Annotated in this window: 20 protein-coding genes; 8 read left to right on the top strand and 12 right to left on the bottom strand. The window is 64.9% G+C overall.

Going from position 1 to position 22,269, the window contains the following annotated elements; translation table 11 throughout:
* Window positions 1-372: 372 nt before the first annotated feature.
* From N7422_RS13100 to pilM, 7 genes are all read right to left on the bottom strand, one after another.
* Window positions 373-1,974 carry an AAA family ATPase gene (locus N7422_RS13100; protein ID WP_279806935.1) on the bottom strand — a complete coding sequence of 534 codons (1,602 nt, stop codon included), beginning with the start codon at window positions 1,972-1,974 and terminating at the stop codon, window positions 373-375.
* A 15-nt stretch (window positions 1,975-1,989) separates the two neighbouring features.
* A complete protein-coding gene (aroB, locus tag N7422_RS13095; protein WP_279806934.1) occupies window positions 1,990-3,087 on the bottom strand; it encodes a 3-dehydroquinate synthase in 1,098 nt (365 codons plus the stop codon).
* A 98-nt stretch (window positions 3,088-3,185) separates the two neighbouring features.
* Window positions 3,186-3,704 (bottom strand): shikimate kinase AroK, encoded by a 519-nt coding sequence (gene aroK / locus N7422_RS13090; RefSeq protein ID WP_038706967.1) that lies wholly within the window; start codon window positions 3,702-3,704, stop codon window positions 3,186-3,188.
* Between the two features lie 4 nt (window positions 3,705-3,708).
* On the bottom strand, window positions 3,709-4,947 hold the full coding sequence (locus N7422_RS13085; RefSeq protein WP_279806941.1) for a secretin N-terminal domain-containing protein: 1,239 nt from the start codon (window positions 4,945-4,947) through the stop codon (window positions 3,709-3,711).
* Window positions 4,901-5,902 carry a pilus assembly protein PilP gene (locus tag N7422_RS13080; protein WP_279806933.1) on the bottom strand — a complete coding sequence of 334 codons (1,002 nt, stop codon included), beginning with the start codon at window positions 5,900-5,902 and terminating at the stop codon, window positions 4,901-4,903. The genes N7422_RS13085 and N7422_RS13080 overlap by 47 nt, the downstream gene beginning before the upstream one ends.
* A gap of 5 nt (window positions 5,903-5,907) precedes the next feature.
* On the bottom strand, window positions 5,908-6,441 hold the full coding sequence (locus N7422_RS13075) for a PilN domain-containing protein (RefSeq protein ID WP_279806932.1): 534 nt from the start codon (window positions 6,439-6,441) through the stop codon (window positions 5,908-5,910).
* Window positions 6,442-6,443: 2 nt separating this feature from the next.
* Window positions 6,444-7,340: a pilus assembly protein PilM gene (gene pilM / locus N7422_RS13070; RefSeq protein WP_279806931.1), complete on the bottom strand. Its 897-nt coding sequence runs from the start codon at window positions 7,338-7,340 to the stop codon at window positions 6,444-6,446.
* 169 nt (window positions 7,341-7,509) lie between these two features.
* Here pilM and N7422_RS13065 point away from each other — a divergent pair, with 169 nt between their 5' ends.
* Window positions 7,510-9,963 (top strand): penicillin-binding protein 1A, encoded by a 2,454-nt coding sequence (locus tag N7422_RS13065; protein WP_279806930.1) that lies wholly within the window; start codon window positions 7,510-7,512, stop codon window positions 9,961-9,963.
* 246 nt (window positions 9,964-10,209) lie between these two features.
* On the opposite strand, the gene N7422_RS13060 is transcribed toward N7422_RS13065, so the two are convergent.
* The 3 genes from N7422_RS13060 to rpmE all read right to left on the bottom strand — a co-directional run bounded on the left by N7422_RS13060 (window position 10,210) and on the right by rpmE (window position 12,697).
* Complete coding sequence (locus N7422_RS13060) at window positions 10,210-11,478, bottom strand: malic enzyme-like NAD(P)-binding protein (protein ID WP_279806929.1); 1,269 nt, start codon at window positions 11,476-11,478, stop codon at window positions 10,210-10,212.
* Window positions 11,479-11,657: 179 nt separating this feature from the next.
* Window positions 11,658-12,479: a thermonuclease family protein gene (locus N7422_RS13055; protein WP_279806928.1), complete on the bottom strand. Its 822-nt coding sequence runs from the start codon at window positions 12,477-12,479 to the stop codon at window positions 11,658-11,660.
* A gap of 2 nt (window positions 12,480-12,481) precedes the next feature.
* The gene (rpmE, locus tag N7422_RS13050) at window positions 12,482-12,697 is read right to left on the bottom strand and encodes a 50S ribosomal protein L31 (protein ID WP_011531746.1); all 216 of its coding nucleotides are present in this window, start codon (window positions 12,695-12,697) and stop codon (window positions 12,482-12,484) included.
* Between the two features lie 169 nt (window positions 12,698-12,866).
* Here rpmE and N7422_RS13045 point away from each other — a divergent pair, with 169 nt between their 5' ends.
* From N7422_RS13045 to N7422_RS13035, 3 genes are all read left to right on the top strand, one after another.
* A complete protein-coding gene (locus tag N7422_RS13045) occupies window positions 12,867-15,086 on the top strand; it encodes a primosomal protein N' (RefSeq protein ID WP_279806927.1) in 2,220 nt (739 codons plus the stop codon).
* A gap of 164 nt (window positions 15,087-15,250) precedes the next feature.
* Window positions 15,251-16,987 (top strand): arginine--tRNA ligase, encoded by a 1,737-nt coding sequence (argS, locus tag N7422_RS13040; protein ID WP_279806926.1) that lies wholly within the window; start codon window positions 15,251-15,253, stop codon window positions 16,985-16,987.
* 1 nt (window position 16,988) lies between these two features.
* The gene (locus N7422_RS13035) at window positions 16,989-17,690 is read left to right on the top strand and encodes an SPOR domain-containing protein (RefSeq protein ID WP_279806925.1); all 702 of its coding nucleotides are present in this window, start codon (window positions 16,989-16,991) and stop codon (window positions 17,688-17,690) included.
* A gap of 39 nt (window positions 17,691-17,729) precedes the next feature.
* Here N7422_RS13035 and N7422_RS13030 read toward each other — a convergent pair whose 3' ends face one another.
* Entirely contained in the window at window positions 17,730-18,155 is a 426-nt protein-coding gene (locus N7422_RS13030; RefSeq protein WP_279806924.1) for a TM2 domain-containing protein, read from the bottom strand.
* A gap of 157 nt (window positions 18,156-18,312) precedes the next feature.
* On the opposite strand from N7422_RS13030, the gene N7422_RS13025 reads away from it, so the two are divergent.
* The gene (locus N7422_RS13025) at window positions 18,313-18,948 is read left to right on the top strand and encodes an NlpC/P60 family protein (protein ID WP_279806923.1); all 636 of its coding nucleotides are present in this window, start codon (window positions 18,313-18,315) and stop codon (window positions 18,946-18,948) included.
* A 99-nt stretch (window positions 18,949-19,047) separates the two neighbouring features.
* Here N7422_RS13025 and N7422_RS13020 read toward each other — a convergent pair whose 3' ends face one another.
* Complete coding sequence (locus N7422_RS13020) at window positions 19,048-20,046, bottom strand: PilT/PilU family type 4a pilus ATPase (protein WP_279806922.1); 999 nt, start codon at window positions 20,044-20,046, stop codon at window positions 19,048-19,050.
* 65 nt (window positions 20,047-20,111) lie between these two features.
* Here N7422_RS13020 and N7422_RS13015 point away from each other — a divergent pair, with 65 nt between their 5' ends.
* The 3 genes from N7422_RS13015 to N7422_RS13005 are packed head-to-tail and all read left to right on the top strand — an operon-like array spanning window position 20,112 to window position 22,256.
* Window positions 20,112-20,798 carry a YggS family pyridoxal phosphate-dependent enzyme gene (locus N7422_RS13015; protein ID WP_279806921.1) on the top strand — a complete coding sequence of 229 codons (687 nt, stop codon included), beginning with the start codon at window positions 20,112-20,114 and terminating at the stop codon, window positions 20,796-20,798.
* 38 nt (window positions 20,799-20,836) lie between these two features.
* Window positions 20,837-21,655, top strand: coding sequence for a pyrroline-5-carboxylate reductase (gene proC, locus N7422_RS13010; RefSeq protein ID WP_279806920.1), 819 nt, complete (start codon window positions 20,837-20,839; stop codon window positions 21,653-21,655).
* Between the two features lie 10 nt (window positions 21,656-21,665).
* Window positions 21,666-22,256 carry a YggT family protein gene (locus N7422_RS13005; protein WP_279806919.1) on the top strand — a complete coding sequence of 197 codons (591 nt, stop codon included), beginning with the start codon at window positions 21,666-21,668 and terminating at the stop codon, window positions 22,254-22,256.
* Window positions 22,257-22,269: the final 13 nt, after the last annotated feature.

Genomic DNA, 22,269 nt, shown 5'->3' with positions numbered 1-22,269 from the left:
CACTTTCTCACCAGGTTCACCTCTCAACCGGAGGCAAATCTCTTTTTTAACAACCACTTACCATCCACGCCGATCAAACGCCAGCTTTTTTGCGGTGGCCATGGAAAACCATTGTTGCACAGCGACAGTGACGCCCACAAATTTTCATGTCTCACCATTGAAAATTTATGTCGCAATTTTGAATGTTTTTACGCCAGGCGTCGTGATATCGACGTTGGTCGAGTCTGAAGCGTTTCAGCCAGGACTGCAAGGGAGGGCTTGTGGCCGGCAGTCTGGGACAGAAAAGCCTGCCGCGCTTTGGGCGCAGCAGGCTAGTCGTGAATCAGGATTCGCTCAGCAACTGGGCGGCGGGGTGGTGCCGCCCGGAAGGTATCAGCGGGCCGTGGCCAGCTCTTGTTGGACGCTGCCCACGGTACGTGGCCAAGGTTTACCAGCCTGGACCTTGGCTGGCAAGTTCTTGATTGCCGCAGCGGCGGCGTCGCGGCTGGCGAAGTTGCCGTAGGTGACCACGTAGAGCGGCTTGCCCTGCAGGTTTTTCTTGAAGTAGCGATAGTCGCCACCCTGCGCCTTGACGAACGACTGGGCCGACGCCTCGGAGCTGGTGCCGAAGATCTGCACCACATAATTGCCCGGCTTCTGGCCGGCGTACCAGCTACTGTTGCCCGCGCCACCTGCAGTCGGCTTCGCGGCTGGCTTGGCGCTGGCGACCTGGGTCGGCGCCGGTGCGGGCTTGGCAGGTGCAACCGGTTTTGCCGGCTGGGTAGCAACCGGTTTTGGCGCAGGCGCAACCGGCTGCGCAGGTGCGCTGGTGACAGGCTGGGCAGGGGCCGGTGCCGGGCTGGCGGTCGCGCCTTGGGGTGGCGCGATGGTGGTCACGGTCGGCGGAACGGCAGCCGAAGGCGTCGATGGCTGCAATGCGGTGTTGCCGGCCGGTCCGCCTTCTTCCCCTTCACCCATGCCGGCGGCCTGGGCCAGCGGCTCGCGCATCACCGGCTGCGACTGGCCAACCAGCGGCAATGGCATCGGCTGCGAGGAACCGGAGAACTCGATGGCGGGATTGCCGCTCTGCCCCAGAGGCAACTGGGCCTGGGCGGCAGGTGCGTCGGTCGGCGCCTTGTCGCCTTTCTTCGGCATCAGGACCGCCGCGCCAACGGCGACCACGACCACAGCGGACAACGCGAGCACGTGTTTCTTAGGCATTTTGAACCCCATGGATGGTCGCTTTACCGTGGTACGGCTGGCGATCATGGCTTCGATCAAGGTATCGCGGGCGACCTGGTTGATGTTTCCAGGCCAACCGTCGGAGTTTTCGTGGATGTCGACGATCTGCTCGGCAGTGAACACCTCGATCCCCCGGCCGGCGCCTTCCAGGCGCTGCTCCAGGTACTCGCGGGTTTCTTCCTCGCTGTACGGGGCCAATTCGATGACGTGGAACCGCTCGCCATCTGCATTGAGCTCCTCCAGCCCAGCGATCAGCGAAGGCTCACCGAACAGGAAGACATGCGGACGCCCTTCGGCAACGCCTGCCGCCAACTCCAGCAACGCTTGGAGTGCCGACTCGTCGAGTTGTTCCGCATCGTCCACCAGCAGATAGACTTCCTGGCCGGTCAGCGCCAGTTGCACCACCTGCGACAGGATCGCCTGTACTTCCGGTTGCGCCACGTTCAGCGACTGCGCCACCTGGCCGAGCACGCTGGCTGCGTCGCACGCGCCACGGGCGGACACCACCACGCTCTGCACCGACTGCTTGTTGGTGCTGGCCACCAGCGCCTGGCGCAACAAGGTCTTGCCGCTGCCCACCGGGCCGCTGACCACCAGCATCAGCTGGCTGTAGCGCGCCAGGTGGTGCAGTTGCCCCAGCACCGGTTTGCGTTGGGCTGGGAAGAACTTGAAGCCGGGCACCCGCGGGGCGAACGGATCGTGGCTCAACTGGTAATGATCGAGAAACGCCTCATCGGCATGCAGACTGGTCATCGCGTTGTCACAACCTCAAAGCTGGGCCACGATCGCGCGGTAATCCGCCGCCAGCGTGGCCTGAAGAATCTCTGTCGAATAGTCGTCGGTGACGACGGCTTCGCCCAGCTGGCGCAGCAGCACCAGGCGCAGGCGCCCGTCGAGCACTTTCTTGTCGACCGCCATGTGCTCCATGAAATGCGCCGGGGTCATTTCCTGTGGTGGCACCACCGGCAATCCTGCGTCCTGCAGCAGGCGAATTCCGCGATCACGCGCGGGCTGGTCGATCCAGCCGAGGCGCATGGACATCTCCAGCGCCATGACCGTCCCTGCCGCCACCGCTTCACCGTGCAGCCAGACGCCATAGCCCATGTGGGTCTCGATGGCATGCCCGAAAGTGTGGCCAAGATTGAGCGTGGCACGCACGCCAGACTCGCGCTCGTCGGCTCCGACCACGGCGGCCTTGGCCGCGCAGGAGCGACGGATGGCTTCGGTCAGGGCCGCAGGTTCGAGGGCGCGCAAGGCATGGATGTTGTCTTCGAGCCAACCCAGGAATGGCTCGTCGCAGATCAGGCCGTACTTGATGACTTCGGCCAGGCCCGCGGACAGCTCACGCCCCGGCAGGGTCTTGAGGCTGGTGGTGTCGATCAGCACCGCGTTGGGCTGGTAGAAGGCGCCGACCATGTTCTTGCCCAGCGGATGGTTGATGCCGGTCTTGCCACCAACCGAGGAGTCCACCTGAGACAGCAATGTGGTCGGCACCTGGATGAAGTCCACCCCACGCTGATAACAGGCCGCGGCAAAGCCCGCCATGTCGCCGATCACACCGCCGCCAAGAGCGACCACGGTGGTGCGCCGGTCGTGGCGGGCCGTGAGCAGGGCATCGAAGATCAGTTGCAGGGTTTCCCAGTTCTTGTGGGCCTCGCCGTCGGGCAGCACCACCGGCAGTACCGAGTAGGCACCCAGGGTCTTGCTCAGACGCTCGAGATACAGGGGCGCGACAGTCTCGTTGGAAACGATGGCGACCTGCCGGCCGGCAATGTGCGGCGCCAGCAGCTCGGGCTGGTCCAGCAGGCCCTCGCCAATGTAGATCGGGTAGCTACGTTCGCCCAGGTCGACCTTTAGTGTCTGCATGTATCCCCACAATGTACTTGGGCGCGATGGCCGCGGTGCGGCCCCGCGCAGTGACGTTCAACCCCGTCCCGGCGTTGGACGCCGAGGATAGTCCCCCCTCAGCGGGGCGGCAACTTCTGCAGGCGCTCGAGAATGTCGAGCACCACCATGCGCGGTGGCCGTTCGTCGGTTTCCACCACCAGGTCGGCAATTTCGCGATAGAGCGGGTCGCGCGTCTCCAGCAAGGCGCGCAGCGTGGCTTCCGGGTTGGCGGTGCGCAACAGTGGCCGGTTGCGGTCGCGCGAGGTGCGCCCTACCTGTTGCTCCACCGAAGCATGCAGGTAGATCACCCGCCCGCCGGCATGCAGTGCCGCACGGTTGGCATCGCGCATCACCGCGCCGCCACCGGTGGCCAGGACCACGCCATCGAGCGCGCAAAGCTCGGCGATCATCGCCTGCTCACGATCACGAAAGCCCGGCTCGCCTTCCTTGTCGAAGATCCACGGGATGTTGGCGCCGGTTCGCAGTTCGATTTCCTTGTCGGAATCCTTGAACAGCAGGCGCAGCTCTTTGGCCAACAGGCGTCCGATGGTGCTTTTTCCAGCGCCCATGGGCCCCACAAGTATCAAATTTCGCACAGAATCAACGACTCACAGCAATCGCCTGGTCACTCATGATACGCGGAGTCAGGAAGACCAGCAGCTCGGATTTTTTCTCTTGTAATGCATCGCGTCGAAACAGCCGCCCAACATACGGCAGATCGCCAAGAAATGGCACCTTGTCGACCACTTTGTTCTGCGACGTCGAGTACACGCCACCAATCACAATGGTCTGCCCATCGGTCACCCGGACCTTGGCATTGACCTCGTTCTTGCGTATCGGCGGGACATTGTTCAGCGCGTTGACGAAATCCGGCTCATCCTTGGTCACCCGCACCTCCATGACCACCTTGCCGTCCGGGGTGATCTGGGGCGTCACTTCCAGCGACAACGAGGCTTCGCGGAAAGAAATGGAAGTCGCGCCACTGCGGGTGGTCTCCTGGTAAGGCACCTCGGTGCCCTTGAGGATCCGCGCGGTCTCCTTGTCGGCCGTCACGACCCTGGGCTGGGAGATGATTTCACCGTTGCCGCTCTTTTCCATGGCACTGAGCTCCAGGTCCAGCAGGATGTCACTGCGCAGCAGGCCCACACCCAGCCCGCCACTGGCCCGTTCGACGCCAAGGTCGACGAACAGCTCGCTGCCCAGACGGCTGTTCTGCCCATACAGCGGACCACCCCAGCGCACGCCAAGGCTCTTCTCATAGTCGACGCCGGCCTCGACGATACGGGCCTCGATCATGACCTGGCGCACCGGCACGTCCAGCTGCGCCACCAGCTTGCGCAGCTCGGCCAGGCGCTCGTCGGGCTGCACGACCACCAGGGTGTTGGTCCGCTCGTCCACACCCAGGCTGCCACGCCCCGTGAGGATGCCGTCATCGGCGAGGCTGGTCATCAGCAGCTCGGCCAGCTCGGACGCCTTGGCGTGACTGACCGCGATCAACTCACGGCGCAACGGCGCCAGCTGCGCCGCCAGCACCTGTTCCTGGCGCGCGCCCAGGGAGTGATCGGCAAGCTCCGCCAACGGGGCGACCAAGAGCACATTACCTTCCTGGCGCCGTCCCAGGCCTTTGCTGCGCAGGACCAGATCCAGCGCCTGGTCCCAAGGCACATCCTCCAGGCGCAAGGTGATCCGCCCCCGCACCGCATCACTGGCGACCAGGTTGATACCGGCGTAGTCCGCCATGATCTGCAGCACCGAGCGCACCTCCACATCCTGGAAATTCAGCGACAGCGGCTCACCCTGATGATCCGCCGCCAGAACCGTCCGGATGCCCACCAGCATCAGCACCATCCCGCTCAACCAGCTCCTCGGCTTCATCCCTGACCTCCCTTGGCGCACTCTTCCCGAGTGCCAGATAACGGTGGCGCGCCTGCCAGCCACCACTGATGTAGATGCGCTCGCGTACCGTGACCTGTGCCGTGTCGATAGCCACCACGACCCCATCGTCGCGCCCCAGCCGCGCTCCCACCTCGACCCGATAGACACGCCGCCCCGAACGCAGCAGGGCCTGATGACGCCCATCACGGGACAGACTGCCGACCATCTCCAGCTGCTCCAGCGGAATGCGCGCAAGCCCGTTTTCCGCCACCCTCGATGACCAGGCCCGAAACGGGTCGAACGAGCCAGGCGCCAGGGCAATACGGGCCGGCTCATCCGCCAGCGCCTTCGGCACCGGCAATGGCTCCTCGGTTTGATAGGCATTTATCTGCAACTGTGCGGCAAGCAGCCCTGCGTCGTCGTCCATGGCCAGCGCGAGCCGGGACACGCTCAACAAGCGCAATCGCTGCAGCCACTGTTCCAGCCAGGCACGCAATGCCGGGTAATGTCCCCGCACGCGCATTTCCAAGGGCGTCAGGCTGTACTCCGGCTGCTTCTGCGCCTCGAGCACATCGAGGCGCTCGAACAGCAGGCCATGCTCATGCCCGGACATCGCCAGCTCATCGAGCAGCTCACTCATGCCCTCCCCCGCATCGAGCCGCCAGCGCTCTGTGCGCAGGCGTTGCTCGGCGTCTTCCAGCGCGCTCCGCTCGGCGTCCAGCTCGCCGACCTGCAACTGCCGCTCCTCGAGCGTTTGCAGCAGTCGCCGCTCCAGCGCCACGCTCTCGGCATAGGCCTGGGTTGGCGCCTTGAGGCGAATGAAGTAGCCCGACAGCGTCACCACCAGCACCAGCAACAGCACCGACAGCCCCCTGAACGACGAGCGACTCGCCAATCCTTGCCAATCAGGAAACCACATACGGCTCATGAATCACTGGCCGACAGGCGTGCGGCCAGCAGGAACTCGTCGCCGCGCGCCTTATGTCGAAGGTGGATGAGTTCAAGGTCCTGCACGATGCCTACCCGCTGCAGGTCGCGCATGAACTGCGCGACCACCGATGCTGACGCGGCGAGCCCGGTCAGCCGCAGACCGTCGCCCTCCACTGTCACGCCGGTCAATTGCGCACCGTCCGGCAAGGCCTGCTCCAGGCCAAGGAACAGGCCAGGTAACAGTTCCTGACCAGCGCGCAACCTCGATAGCTCGGCGTGCCGCGCCACGACGACGTGGCGCGCTTCACGCAACTGTTCGATCCGGGCTGCCGTGTTATCGAGCCCCTCTAGCGCCACCTGCTGGCGTGCGACAGCTTCGATCTGGCGCCCCAGACGCGCTCGCGCCGCCTGGTCGAGCACCATCACAACCACCAACGCCAATACCAGGCTGGCCAGCAACAGGACCTGAAAGCGGCGCACATCCCGCGCCCTGCGCCGCTCCCGCCAAGGCATCAGATTGAGCCGCACCCTCATGCCAGCCCGCCCAGCGCAAGCCCGTAGGCCAAGGCCATGGAGGGTTCCTGGCCAGCCTCGATGGCGCCAGGGCCCGACTGCACGCCCGGACGGACCATGCGGCACGCTACACCGAGGAGTTGCGCAAGCTGCGCGGCGCGCTCGGCGCTGGCCAGGGCGCCGGTCAGCAACAGCTCGTCGCCCCGCGCCTGGCCACCACTCGCATGCCAGAGCCTTTCGACACTCTGCGCCCACTGATCTGACGCCATCGGCGCAACATGCTGACGCTGTGGCACGCATGCGTGCAGCCAGCAATGCATCACCATTTCACCCGCTTCCAGCTGAAGCATGGTCTTGCCGGCGCAGCCACCCTCCACCAGCGCACGCTGCAGGGCGATGCTGTCCACCTCCACAGCCACCAGTCGCAGACCGGCCTGCGCGAACAGTTGTTCGAGCGGATCGATCTGACTCTGCCGGCACGCCACGACCAGTGCATCCACCTGGCCCGGATCGTCAACGGACGCGCCCAGCACCTGGAAGTCCAGGGCAAGGTCGTCCAGCGGAAAGGGGAAGAGTTGGTCGGCCTGGTCGAGCAATTGGCTTTCGATGCCGAGATCGGACTCTCCGGCTGGCAATCGGCAAATTTTGCAGATCACCTGGGAGGCCGGCAAAGCCAGTGCGACCTCACGCTGGCGCGTCGCGCAGCGACCATGCGCCTGTCGCAATGCCCTGACCAGGGTGCCTGCGTCGTCCAGCAGACCAGGACCTCGCAATGTCGCGCCGAAGGGTTCTCGGGCCCACCCGGCAACCCTGCAGCGCCCGCGCTGATGGCGCAGTTGCAGCATCCGTATGGAGTCATGGGCGATTTCCACTCCCAGCAGTGAACCTGTCCCCCTGCCAAAGCGTCCAAGCATGGCTGTCACTTCCTTGTCGTCGGTAGCCCGCGCCATCGCTGCGCAGGCGGTCGTCGCCCTGTCCCGGGCGGTCACCCGGTGGGGCGAAAAATGCTTATAATGCCCAGCGAATTTTCCTGTCCGCCGGCCCTGCGCGCCCTTCACTCCTCAACCAGGACACCCCAAAGCCTTGATACGCCTGCTGAAGTTCTTCTGGTGGTCTTTCGTCGCAGTCATCTGCGCGCTCGTACTCGGTGTGAGCGGTGCGTTTCTGTATCTTAGCCCCAGCCTGCCCTCGGTCGATTCGCTCAGAAGCGTCCAGTTGCAAATCCCCCTGAGGGTGTACAGCGGCGATGGCAAGCTGATTGCCGAATTCGGCGAGATGCGGCGCTCGCCCATCAAGTTCGAGGAAATCCCCCCACAGTTCATCCAGGCGCTTCTCTCTGCCGAGGACGACAATTTCCTCAACCACTATGGCGTCGACCCGAGCAGCCTGATGCGTGCCGCCACGCAACTGCTCAAGTCCGGGCACATCCAGACGGGCGGAAGCACCATCACCATGCAGGTGGCGAAGAACTTCTTCCTGACCAGCGAACGCAGCTTCTCGCGCAAGACCAACGAAATTCTCCTGGCCCTGCAGATCGAGCGCGAGCTGACCAAGGACGAGATCCTCGAGCTCTACGTCAACAAGATCTACCTGGGCAACCGTGCCTACGGCATCGACGCCGCGGCACAGGTGTACTACGGCAAGTCGATCCGCGACGTCAGCCTGGCGCAAATGGCCATGATCGCCGGCCTGCCCAAGGCGCCATCGCGCTTCAACCCGCTGGCCAACCCGGTGCGTGCCAAGGAGCGCCGCGACTGGATCCTCGGGCGCATGTACAAGCTTGGCAAGATCGACGAGGCCAGCTACCAGACCGCCCTGGCAGAACCGCTGAACGCCAGCTACCACGTGCCGACCCCTGAAGTGAGCGCACCTTATGTCGCCGAGATGGCCCGCGCCGAGATGGTCGGCCGCTACGGTAGCGACGCCTACACCGAAGGTTTCCGCGTCACCACCACGGTGCCGAGCGACATGCAGCAGATGGCCAACAACGCGGTGCTCAACGGCCTTTCTGCTTACGACGAACGCCACGGCTACCGTGGCCCTGAGTCGCGCTTCCCCGGCAAGACCCGCGCGGCCTGGCTGCAGGATCTGAGCAAGCAACGCCCCCTTGGCGGCCTGGAACCGGCGATCGTCACCCAGGTCGAGAAGGGCGGACTGAAGGTGATGACCCGTGGTGGCCTGGAAGAGGATGTGGCCTGGGACACCATGAAGTGGGCCCGCCCGTACCTCAACAGCAATTCCCAGGGACGCTCGCCGCAGTCGCCGGCCGACGTGGCCCAGGTGGGCGACCTGATTCGCCTGCAGCGCCTGGACGACGGCAAGCTCAAGTTCAGCCAGGTGCCTGGCGCCCAGAGCGCCCTGGTGACCCTCGACCCGAACAACGGCGCGATCCGCGCCCTGGTCGGCGGTTTCTCCTTCGAGCAGAGTAACTACAACCGCGCCATGCAGGCCAAGCGTCAGCCTGGCTCGAGTTTCAAGCCCTTCGTCTATAGCGCCGCCCTGGACAATGGCTACACCGCCGCCAGCCTGGTCAACGACGCACCGATCGTGTTCGTCGACGAGTACCTGGACAAGGTCTGGCGTCCGAAGAACGACACCAACACCTTCCTTGGCCCGATCCGTATGCGCGAGGCGCTGTACAAGTCGCGCAACCTGGTGTCGATCCGCCTGCTGCAGGCCATGGGCGTGAACCGCACCATCGACTACATCACCAAGTTCGGTTTCAACAAGCAGGACCTGCCGCCCAACCTGTCCCTGGCGCTGGGCACCGCGACGCTGACACCGATGGAAATCGCCACCGGCTGGAGCGCCTTCGCCAACGGTGGCTACAAGATCAACCCGTACCTGATCGAGCGCATCGAGAGCCGCAACGGCGAGACGCTGTTCACCGCCAACCCGGCGCGCGTCCCCCAGGGCCATCAGGACCAGGGCGGCGTGGCCGCGCCAGAGCAGGCGATCAGCGTCGCGCCGATGCCGGGCGAGGCGCCATCGGCCAATGGCCAGGCCGCGCCGGCGCCGCAGGCACCGGTGCTGGCCGAGCAGATCATCGATGGCCGCACCTCGTACATTCTCACCAGCATGCTGCAGGACGTGATCAAGCGCGGCACCGGCCGCCGCGCCCTGGCGCTCGGACGCTCGGACCTGGCCGGCAAGACCGGCACCACCAACGAGTCCAAGGACGCCTGGTTCTCCGGCTACAACGCCGACTACGTCACCACCGTGTGGGTGGGCTTCGACCAGCCGGAAACGCTGGGACGCCGCGAGTATGGCGGCACCGTGGCGCTGCCGATCTGGATGAGCTTCATGGGCGCGGCGCTCAAAGGCATGCCGGAGCACCCACCGGCCGAACCTGAGGGCATCCTCAGCCTGCGCGTGGACCCGGTCAGTGGCCGCGCCGCCACGCCGAGCACGCCTAACGCCTACTTCGAGCTGTTCAAGGCCGAGGACACCCCGCCTTCGGTGGACGAGCTGGGCAATGGCGTGGCACCGGGCAGCCCGCTGCCGGCGGATGAAGCGGCGCCGATGGATCTGTTCTGATCGGGCGCGATACAACTGCAAAGGCAACTTCGATCCTGTGGGAGCGGGTTTACCCGCGAAGCAAGCAACGTGGAGCCTGGCACCGGCTGCGCCGGTGTTCGCGGGCAAGCCCGCTCCCACAGGGATCGCGCCAGATCGAGAAAGCTCAGCAAGACTGCTGCTCCCACAACGACTTCGTTGCCCCCCCCACAAACAAAAAGCCCCGACTCTTGCGAGCCGGGGCTTTTTCATGTCGCTACGACCGGATCAGCCGTTGAACACTTCATCCACGCTGTTCAGCGGGTAGTGCTTCGGATACGGCAGGGTGGCCACACCGGATTCGATGGCAGCCTTGGCCACGGCATCGGACACCACGGTGATCAGGCGCGCATCCAGCGGTTTCGGAATGATGTACTCACGACCGAACTCCAGCGCTTGCACGCCGTAGGCCTCGCACACTTCCTTCGGTACCGGCAGTTTGGCCAGGTCCTTCAGGGCGATGGCGGCAGCGATCTTCATTTCTTCGTTGATGCGTTTGGCGCGAACGTCCAGGGCACCGCGGAAGATGAACGGGAAGCCCAGTACGTTGTTGACCTGGTTCGGGTAGTCGGAACGACCGGTGGCCATGATCACGTCGCTGCGGGTGGCATGGGCCAGCTCCGGCTTGATTTCCGGATCCGGGTTCGAGCAGGCGAACACGATCGGGTTGGCTGCCATCGACTTCAGGCCTTCAGGGCTCAGCAGGTTCGGGCCGGACAGGCCGACGAACACATCGGCGCCGTCCAGGGCGTCAGCCAGGGTACGCTTGTCGGTGGCGTGGGCGAACTGGGCCTTGTACTGGTTCAGGTCGTCGCGGCCAGCGTGGATCACGCCGCTGCGGTCGATCATGAAGATGTTCTCGACCTTGGCACCCATGCTCACCAGCAGTTTCATGCAGGAGATGGCAGCAGCACCGGCGCCCAGGCAGACGATCTTGGCGTCTTCGAGCTTCTTGCCGGCGATTTCCAGGGCGTTGATCATGCCGGCGGCGGTGACGATCGCGGTGCCGTGCTGGTCATCGTGGAACACCGGGATGTCGCACTGCTCGATCAGGGTGCGCTCGATCTCGAAGCACTCAGGGGCCTTGATGTCTTCGAGGTTGATGCCACCGAAAGTGATGGAGATACGGCGAACGGTGTCGATGAAGGCCTGCGGGCTTTCCGATTCGACTTCGATGTCGAATACATCGATACCGGCAAAACGCTTGAACAGAACGCCCTTGCCTTCCATGACCGGCTTCGAGGCCAGCGGACCCAGGTCACCCAGACCGAGGATCGCGGTGCCGTCGGAAATCACCGCGACCAGGTTGCCCTTGCCGGTGTACTTGTAGGCCAGCTCCGGATCACGGCCGATCTCGCGCACAGGCTCGGCGACGCCTGGGCTGTAGGCCAGGGCGAGGTCACGGGCGGTGGCGGTTGGCTTGGAGAGCTCGACGCTCAGTTTCCCCGGACGAGGCTGAGCGTGGTATTCGAGAGCGGCGGTTTTCAGGTCTGACATGATGGGCATTCCGCTATTTACTGTTCTGACGGACCGCCGAGGATACGCAAAGTGCCGGAGGGCGACAAGACTGCCCGGTCACTATGTGTCAAGGCCTTTAGCCTACGACTTTACGCTATAACCCACGGGGCTTACGGGGCCAAGTGTGTACAATCCAATAGCAAACTGTCTACAACTATTTAGCCGGAAAGACGCTCCAGCATGCTCGGGTCGGTCAATGGCAACACCCAGCGTCGCTGCCCGGGCTTGAGCCCTCCCTTGCGGGAACGGTCCAGCACCCAGCCACGTGCCTCGACCTGGCGTCCCTTGAGGTTAGCGAAGAAGCTGGCGGGGAAGTTGCGCTGCAGACGAGCGGGAATCTGCAGCACCACGGTATCGTCGAGTTCCAGCCAGACGCCGCCGCGATTGCGCTCGATGCCGTTGATTTTGCCGCCGATGACGGCAAAGCCCGACTGCCGCACATCCTGCGCCCGCTGCACCGGCGACTGGCGCCAGATGCCCGCCCTGGCCTGGCGCGCCTGCTGCTCGGCCTGCTGCTGGCACCCCGCCAGGTCTACGTTGGGCGCGACGGCAACCCGGTAACCAAGCCCCTCGCTGAGCAGTTGCGCTTCCAGATTGTCGCCATTACGGCTGTACAGATGCGCCAGGGTGCGGCCGTACTTGTCCTTGCCCTCGACACCCGGCACCAGCCCGACACGACCGTCGCTGGCCTTGACCAACGCCTGCAGGCGCCGCTTCGCCGCCTCGGCGTAGGGTTCGCTGGTACGCCCCTTGCGCCCGATCTCGGGGGCGTTGATACCGATCAACCGCACGCTGCGGCCGTCGACCAGGCGCACGGTATCGCCGTCGACCACATTGCGCACGGCCACCTGCTGCGGCTGGCCAGGCAACGGGCAGAACGCCTGGGCGGGGAAATGCCAGATCGCGCCCACAAAAAAGGCGCTCACGAGGAGCGCCTTTTTTTGCAGCAGCGCGAACCTCGAAAGATTCGCCATGCGCATGATTACTTCTTGGTACCGAACATACCGAAGCGATCGGCGAACTTCTGTACGCGACCACCGGTGTCCAGGACTTTCTGCTTACCGGTGTAGAACGGGTGGCACAGGTTGCAAACGTCGATCGCCAGGACGCTGCCCAGGGTCGAACGGGTTTCAAACTTGTTGCCGCAGCTGCAGGTGACTGCAACTACTTCGTAGTTCGGATGAATATCTGCTTTCATGGTCACTTCCTCGAGCTGCGTGCCGCCACCCAACACCTATTGTTGAATACCGCACGTAATTAGGCGGCGAATAATACCAGAGCGTCGGGCCAACGCAAGTTGTCGCTTGCACCGACCGTCGTCTGCTAGGCTCGCCTGATTTGCGAAATACCCTTCAGAGACCTTCCGCGTGTCCGACGTCATCCTGCGCCTAGCCCTGCCCTCGCCCCTGCGTCGCCTGTTCGACTACCGGGCCACCGCGAGCATGGCGCGCCAGGCGCTGACCCCCGGCATGCGCATCCGCGTGCCGTTCGGCCGCCGCGAGATGATCGGCGTGCTGGTGGAAGTCGCCGAGCGCAGCGAAGTGCCCGCCGACAAGCTCAAGCCGGCCAGCGCGCTGCTCGACCCGGTATCGCCGCTGCCACCGGCGCTGTTCAAGCTGTGCCTGTGGACGGCCCAGTACTACCAGCACAGCCTGGGCGACACCCTGAACTGGGCGCTGCCGACCCTGCTGCGTCAGGGCGAACCGGCCGAGGCACGCCAGGAGCGCTTCTGGCACGTCGCCCCCGGCGCACGCCTGGAAGACCCTCGCATCGCCCGCGCACCGCGCCAGCGCGATGCCCTCAAGACGCTTTCGCAACACCCGCACGGCGTGGCTCACAGCCTGCTGAGCAAGCTCGGCCTGAACAAGGACAGCCTCGACCTGTTGCTGGCCAAGGAGCTGGTCGACGTCGAGGTGCGTCGTCACCTGCCAGCGGCTCGACACGAGCACTGGCTGGCGCAGCCGGAACTGCCGCTCAACGACGAACAGCGCGCCGCCTTCGAGGCCGTGCGTGCAGGTTTCGGCGCGTTCCACGCCTTCCTGCTGGCCGGCGTCACCGGCAGCGGCAAGACCGAGGTGTACCTGCAACTGATTCGTGAAACCCTCGAAGCCGGCAAACAGGCCCTGATCCTCATTCCCGAGATCAACCTCGGTCCGCAGACCCTGCAACGCTTCGAACAACGCTTCAACGCGCGCATCGCCCTGCTGCACTCGGCGGTGGGCGACCGCGAGCGCCTGGACGCATGGCTGGCGGCCCGCGACGGCGACGCCGACATCATCATCGGCACCCGCTCGGCGCTGTTCACGCCGATGAAGAACCCGGGCCTGATCATCATCGATGAAGAACACGACGGCTCCTATAAACAGCAGGAGGGCTTGCGCTACCACGCCCGCGACCTGGCCGTGGTGCGGGCGCACCAGGAGAACATCCCGATCCTGCTGGGCTCGGCCACACCGTCGCTGGAAAGCCTGCACAACGCCCACAGCGGCCGCTACGGCCTGCTGCGCATGAACCAACGCGCCGGTGGTGCCAAGGCCCCGCGCTTCCTGCGCCTGGACGTGCGCAGCCTGCCGCTGGACAGCGGTATCAGCGGCCCGTTGCAGCAGGCCATCCGCCAGACGCTCGAGGCCGGCCAGCAAGTGCTGGTATTCCTCAACCGCCGCGGCTTCGCCCCCACGTTGCTGTGCCACGACTGCGGCTGGCTCTCCGAGTGCCCGCGCTGCGATGCGCGCATGACCGTGCACCAGCGCTCCGCCGTGCTGCGCTGCCACCATTGCGGCTACGACGAACGCCTGCCGCTGCAGTGCCCGCAGTGCGCCCACGTCGATCTGCGCCCGGTGGGCGCCGGCACCGAACGCGCCGAGGAGCGCCTGAAGGTGCTGTTCCCCGAATATCCGATCCTGCGCGTGGACCGCGACAGCACCTCGCGCAAGGACGCCATGCACAACCTGTTCGCCACCATCCAACGCGGCCAGCCGAGCATCCTGGTCGGCACCCAGATGCTAGCCAAGGGACACCACTTCCCACGGGTCACCCTGGTCGCCATCCTCGATGCCGACGGCGGGCTGTTCTCCGGCGACTTCCGCGCCAGCGAGCGCATGGCCCAGCTGATCGTGCAAGTCGCCGGGCGGGCCGGCCGGGCCGAAGAGCCAGGCAAGGTGATCGTGCAAACCCACCTGGCCGACCACCCGCTGCTGGTGCAACTGACCGAGCAGGGCTATTTCGCTTTCGCCGAGCAGGCCTTGAGCGAGCGCCGCGCCGCCGGCCTGCCGCCATTCGCCCACCTGGCGCTGCTGCGCGCCGATGCGCACAAGCCAGGCCAGGCCGAAGGCTTTCTCGACGAGGCCTGCGCCGCCGCCGAACGCGTGCTCGCCGAGCAGGGGCTGCACGGCATCGAGCTGCTGGGCCCGGTCCCGGCGCCCATGGAGCGACGGGCGGGGCGCTTCCGTGCGCAACTCTTGCTCCAGGCCAATGCCCGGGCACCGTTGCATCGACTGATCAGTGCCTGGTTGCTAGTGTTGGAGCAGATGCCGTCGGGGCGGCAGGTGCGCTGGTCGCTGGATGTCGATCCCGTCGACCTTTATTGAGCGACAAGCTTCAAGCAGCAAGAAACAGCTGCCTTGTGCCGGGGCCTGTACTTGCAGCTCGCCCCCAAAAGGTTGGCAACCCGCCCCCAGCAACGGATAATGCCCAGTTTTTCCACCTGCGCATCGAAGCGCTGCACCGCGCTTGCGGTCGAAAAGAGAACCCCATGAAAGACACCATTCGCCAGCTGATCCAGCAAGCCCTCACCCAACTCGTCGCCGACGGTGTGCTGCCTGAAGGGCTGACGCCGGCGATCCAGGTGGAAAACGCCCGGGACAAGACCCACGGCGACTTCGCCAGCAACATCGCCATGATGCTGGCCAAGCCGGCCGGCATGAAGCCACGCGACCTGGCCGAAAAGCTCATCAAGGCCCTGCCGGCCAGCGCCGACATCACCAAGGTCGAGATCGCAGGTCCAGGCTTTCTGAACTTCTTCCAGAACACCGACGCCCTGGCCTCCCGCCTCGACGCCGCCCTGACCGACGAGCATCTGGGCGTGCGCAAGGCCGGCCCGGCCGAGAAGGTGGTGATCGACATGTCGGCGCCGAACCTGGCCAAGGAAATGCACGTCGGCCACCTGCGCTCGACCATCATCGGCGACAGCGTGGCCCGTGTGCTGGAGTTCCTCGGCGACCGGGTGATCCGCCAGAACCACGTGGGCGACTGGGGCACCCAGTTCGGCATGCTGCTGGCCTATCTGGAAGAAAACCCGATCACCAGCGACGAGCTGTCGGACCTGGAGAACTTCTACCGCGCCGCCAAGAAGCGCTTCGACGAGTCCGAGGACTTCGCCACCCGCGCCCGCGGCCTGGTGGTCAAGCTGCAGGCCGGTGATCCTGAGTGCATGGCCCTGTGGACGCGCTTCAAGGACATTTCCCTGTCGCACTGCCAGAAGACCTACGAGCTGCTCAACGTCAAGCTGACCATGGCCGACGTGATGGGCGAGAGCGCCTACAACGCCGACCTGGCCAACGTAGTCGCCGATCTAAAGGCCAAAGGCCTGCTGGTCGAGGACCAGGGCGCCCAGTGCGTGTTCCTCGAAGAATTCAAGAACGCCGAAGGCGAGCCGCTGCCGGTAATCGTGCAGAAGGCCGACGGCGGCTACCTGTACGCCACCACCGACCTGGCCGCCGTCCGTTACCGCAGCAACACGCTGAACGCCGATCGCGCCCTGTACTTCGTCGACCAGCGCCAGGCCCTGCACTTCAACCAGGTGTTCGAAGTGGCCCGCCGCGCCGGTTTCGTCGGCCATCCGATGAAAATGGAGCACATGGGCTTCGGCACCATGAACGGCGCCGATGGCCGTCCGTTCAAGACCCGCGACGGCGGCACCGTCAAGCTGATCGACCTGCTCACCGAGGCCAAGGACCGCGCCTACGCGCTGGTCAAGGAGAAGAACCCGTCGCTGGCCGAGGACGAGCTGCGCCACATCGGTGAAGTGGTCGGCATCGGCGCGGTCAAATATGCCGACCTGTCGAAGCACCGCACCAGCGACTACAGCTTCAACTTCGAGCTGATGCTCAACTTCGAAGGCAACACCGCCCCATACCTGCTGTATGCCTACACCCGCGTGGCTGGCGTGTTCCGCAAGCTGGGCAAGGGCTTCGACGAAGTCGACGGCAAGATCGTCCTGCAGGCGCCGCACGAGCAGGACCTGGCCGCACGCCTGGCGCAATTCGGCGAAATCCTGAACAACGTCGCCGAAAAAGGTACCCCGCACGTGCTGTGCAGCTACCTGTACGACCTCGCCGGCCTGTTCTCCAGCTTCTACGAGAATTGCCCGATCCTTTCCGCCGAAACCACCGAACAGCAGCAGAGCCGCCTGCGCCTGGCCGCCCTGACCGGCCGCACCCTCAAGCAGGGCCTGGAACTGCTCGGCCTGGAAACCCTGGAGCGCATGTAAGTTGGCTGCAAAGAAAAAGCCCGCGCCAAAGCGCGGCGCCAGCCGTCACCAGCCGCCCGCCAAGCAGCCGATCCCGGGCTGGGTATGGCTGGCGGTCGGCCTGACCGTGGGTGCATTCATCGTCTTCCTGATGAAGCTCGAACCGGGTGGTGAAGACATCAAGCGCACCAAGCCCGAGCAGCAGAAGCCGGAGAAGGTCGCCGAGGCGAGCAAGACCACCACCCCAACGCCACAGCAGCCGGTGAAGCCGAAGTACGACTTCTACACCCTGCTGCCGGAGTCGGAGGTGATCGTGCCGCCGGAAGCCGTGCCCGAGAAAACGCCGCCGGTACCAGCGCAACCGCCCGTGCCGACCACGCCGGTCACCCCCGCGCAAGCGGCGAAGATCGACACCGCCCGCGCCCAGGCCGCATTGATGGGGCAGACACCGCCGCCAGCACCACCGGTAATCAAGCCGGCGACCACCACCCAGTTCTTCCTGCAGGCGGGCTCGTTCCGCAAGCAGGCGGATGCCGACAAGGTCCGCGCGCAGATCATCCTGCTCGGCCAGGCGGTAAAGGTGGAGTCGGGCACCGTCAAGGAAGAGACCTGGTACCGTGTGATGGTCGGCCCGTTCAGCAACCGCGAACAGCTGACCGTGGCGCAGAAGCAACTGGCCGGCGCGGGCTTCAGCAACCTGCTGCTGCAACAGCGCCGCCAGTGACGAAAAAGGCCTTGCCGCTTTCAGCGACAAGGCCTTTTTTCATACCCGACGCCGCTCGGCGTTGACCTGGGAAATCTGGCTGTTGAGTGTCCAGAAGTCATACAACACGCCCAGCAGGAACAAGCCACCGGTGAACAGGTAGATCAGCGCGCTGATCCACTTGCCCTGGTACAGGCGATGCACGCCGAAGATGCCCAGGAAGGTCAGGAGGATCCACGCCAGGTTGTAGTCCACGCCACCGGATTCGAAGCGCAGGTCCGCCTCGCGGTCCATCGACGGAATCAGGAACAGGTCGATCAGCCAGCCAATGCCCAGCAAGCCCAAGGTGAAGAACCAGATCGTCCCGGTGATCGGCTTGCCGTAGTAGAAACGGTGCGAGCCGGTGAAGCCGAAGATCCACAGCAGATAGCCGAGGACCTTGCTGTGGGTGTCATGCGCAGGCCCACCCTGTTGATAACCATTCATTCGAAGCCCTCGTGAATTAGCTGAAAATTTTCTAACGAGAAATGTGACTTTTTCGTTTTTGCCCGACATATGGTACGTGGCTGAGCGACCAACGGATCAGAATTTGATCAAAAAGCTGTTATAAAGTTGCGCGCCAACACTTATAAGAGCTTCATCTATGCCACCTTTCTTCAAGACATGGCTGACCCTCTGCCTTTTATTGCCCCTGGCCGCCCACGCCACCAACCGTGAGCAACGACTTCCCAGCGGATTCACCGGCTACACGACCAATGCCGACACCTCGGTGAAACGCGCCCCGATCCAGTACCGCAAGGCAAGCCTGCAGGCCCGCCCCGGCAACGCCGCCAGGCAACAGGCGATGCAAGCCGTGGCCATGTCCCCCAAACAGAGCAGCGAAGTGCTCAGCCGCGCGGTGAACGTACTCGGCACGCCTTATCGCTGGGGCGGCAGCAGCCCGAAGAAGGGCTTCGACTGCAGCGGCCTGGTCAAGTACGCCTTCAACGATGTGGCCGATGTCGATCTGCCGCGCACCTCCAATGCCATGGCCCAGGGCCAGGGCGTGAAGGTGGCCAAGAGCGACCTTAAACCGGGTGACCTGATCTTCTTCAACATCAAGAGCCGCCGGGTCAACCATGTGGCCATCTACCTGGGCAACGACCGCTTCATCCATGCGCCACGCACCGGCAAGCGGGTGAGCATCGACAGCCTTGAGAAACCGTACTGGCAGAAGCATTACGTGGTGGCCAAGCGGGTGCTGCCCAAGCAACAGGCGCTGAGCCTGGCTAAACGCTAACCGTGGGGTATGGCACCCGCTTCGCGGTTGATCGCGGGCAAGCCCGCTCCCACAGCAGCGGGGCTGTAGCAGTTCCGCGAGAACGATCCGGGGGATCGTCTACAGGTTCGCTATCACGCCCTGTGCCCTCAGCGTCTGCATCGCCCCTTCCATCGTCCGCATTCCCAGCGCCGCCCCGGCCTGCATCAACGAGCACACCTGGGCCATGCGCCCCTCGCGGATCAGGTTGCGCACTGCGGGCGTCGCCACCAGCACCTCCCTCGCGGCGACCCTGCCACCCCCGACGCGCCGGACCAGCACCTGTGCCACCACCAGCCGCAGCGACTCGGCCAGCATCGTGCGCACCAACGCTTTTTCCTCGGCGGCGAACACCTCCACCAGGCGATCGATACTGTTGACCGCCGAGCGCGTGTGCACCGTAGCCAGCACCAAGTGCCCGGTTTCGGCGGCGCGCAGTGCCAGGCGGATACTTTCCAGGTCACGCAGTTCACCGACCATGATCACATCGGGGTCCTGGCGCAGCGCGCTGCGCAACCCCTGGGCAAAGTCGCGACTGTCACGACCTATCTCCCGCTGGTTGATCAGGCTGCGCCGGCCTTGGTGAATGAACTCGATGGGATCTTCCAAGGTAACGACATGGACCGCGCGCTCACGATTGATCTGGTCGAGCAGTGCCGCCAGGGTGCTCGATTTGCCGCTGCCCGTCGGGCCGCCGACCAGCACCAGGCCATCCCGGTGTCGAGCGATGATGTGAAACACATCGTGCAGATCGAGCTCATCGAGGCTCGGGACTCGCGCCGGGATCAGCCGCGCGCTCGCCCCCGGGCCATTGTGCTGGCGGAACAGGCTCAGCCGAAAGCGGCCCAGTTCTGGTAGCACCAAGGCGAGATCCAGCTCGTCACCAGACGCCCATTGCAGGCGTTGCCCTTCATCGAGCAGGCGCGCCAGGCCGTGCTCCAGCAGCACAGGCGCGAGCGCCGGCAGCTCCATCCGCTCCAACTCGCCATCCTTGCGCAGCAGTGGCGGCTCGCCAGCGGCCAGGTGCAGGTCGCTGGCGCCCGCTGCCACCGCCCGGGCCAGCAGATCGGTCACATCCATGAGACTCCCCAATGGCGATCAAGCAGGTAGAATGCCGCAGACCCCAAAGCCGTCGGCGACGAACCATGTCCACCCTAGCAGACAACATTGACGCCATTGCCGCCCGTATCGACCAGGCGGCGCACGCCGCCGGACGCGACCCGGCCGGCATCCAGCTGCTGGCGGTCAGCAAGACCAAGTCCGCCAGCGCCATTCGCGAGGCTTACGCCGCCGGACTGCGCGATATGGGCGAGAACTACCTTCAGGAAGCCCTGACCAAACAACAGGCACTTTCCGACCTGCCCTTGATCTGGCACTTCATCGGCCCCATCCAGTCGAACAAGACCAAGGCCATCGCCGAGCACTTCGACTGGGTACACTCCGTGGATCGCCTGAAGATCGCCCAACGCCTCTCCGAGCAGCGCCCTGCCGGCCTGGCGCCGCTGAACATCTGCCTGCAGGTGAACGTCAGTGGCGAGGACAGCAAGTCCGGCTGCGCCCCCGCCGAACTGCCGGCGCTGGCGCAGGCGGTGAACGCCCTGCCCGGCCTGCGCCTGCGCGGGCTGATGGCGATCCCGGAACCCAGCGATGACCGCGCCGAACAGGAAGCTGCCTTCGCCACCCTGCGCCAGTTGCAAGAGCAGCTTGGCCTCGGCCTGGACACCCTGTCGATGGGCATGAGCCACGACCTGGAAGCCGCCGTCGCCCAAGGGGCGACCTGGGTTCGCATCGGCACCGCCCTGTTCGGGGCTCGCGACTACGGCCAGCCCTGAATCCATGCTTAACTCACTCTTTCCTTCAAGGACCTGACATGAGCAAGACTCGTATTGCCTTCATCGGCGCCGGCAACATGGCCGCCAGCCTGATCGGCGGCCTGCGCGCCCAGGGCCTGGACGCCACGCAGATCCGCGCCAGCGACCCGGGTGCCGAGACCCGCGCGCGGATCCAGGCCGAACACGGCATCGACACCTTCGAAAACAACGCCCAGGCCATCGACGGCGTGGAGGTGATCGTCCTCGCGGTCAAGCCGCAGGTCATGAAAGCGGTCTGCGAGACACTCAAGCCGAACCTGAAACCCGGCCAACTGGTCGTCTCCATCGCGGCCGGCATCACCTGCGCCAGCCTGCAGGCATGGCTCGGCGCGATCCCGGTGGTGCGCTGTATGCCCAACACCCCGGCCCTGCTGCGCCAAGGCGCCAGCGGCCTGTACGCCACCCGCGAAGTCACCGTCGAGCAACGCCAGCAGGCCGAGCAGTTGCTGTCCGCCGTGGGCACCGCCCTGTGGCTGGAGGAAGAACGGCAACTGGATGCCGTCACCGCCGTTTCCGGCAGCGGCCCGGCGTATTTCTTCCTGCTGATCGAAGCGATGACCGCCGCCGGCGAAAAACTCGGCCTGCCACGTGAGACCGCCTCGCAACTCACCCTGCAGACCGCCCTCGGCGCCGCCCGCATGGCAGTCGCCAGCGACGTCGACGCCGCCGAGTTGCGTCGCCGCGTCACCTCGCCGGCCGGTACCACCGAAGCGGCAATCAAATCGTTTCAGGCCAACGGCTTCGAAGCGCTCGTCGAGCAGGCACTGCAGGCCGCGGCGAAGCGCTCCGCCGAGCTGGCCGAACAATTGGGCAAATAAGGAGCAATAGATGAATGCACTGTCAGGCGCCGCGATCTTCGTGGTGCAAACCCTGGTCAGCCTGTACCTGGTGATCGTCCTGCTGCGCTTCGTGCTGCAGCTGGTCAAGGCCGACTTCTACAACCCGCTCAGCCAGTTCGCCGTGCGCGCCACCCAGCCGCTGCTCAAGCCGCTGCGCCGGCTGATTCCCAGCATCGCCGGCCTGGATACCTCGTCGCTGCTGCTGGCGATCGCCATCCAGGCGCTGCTGATGGCCTTCGTGCTGATGGTCACCTACGGCACCTTCGGCGACATCCTGCACCTGCTGATGTGGTCGATCCTGGGCATCACCTCGCTGTTCCTGAAGATCTTCTGGGTCGCGATGATCGTCATGGTGATCGTCTCGTGGGTCGCGCCCAACAGCCACAACCCCGCCGCCGAGCTGGCCTACCAGATCAGCGAGCCGGTGCTGGCGCCGTTCCGTCGCCTGGTGCCCAACCTCGGCGGCATGGACATCTCGCCGATCTTCGCCTTCATCGCCATCCAGGTGATCCAGTCGTTCCTGATGCCCCAACTGGCAGCCTACGCCGGCATGCCGCAAGAGCTGTGGCGGATGATCTGACCCCCTCTGCATC

The organism is Pseudomonas sp. GD04091 (assembly GCF_029836165.1).
In the GTDB taxonomy this organism is placed as follows: Bacteria; Pseudomonadota; Gammaproteobacteria; order Pseudomonadales; family Pseudomonadaceae; genus Aquipseudomonas.
The sequence above is the reverse complement of the archived record's forward strand: the minus strand, read 5'-3'. Positions and strand labels throughout refer to the sequence as shown.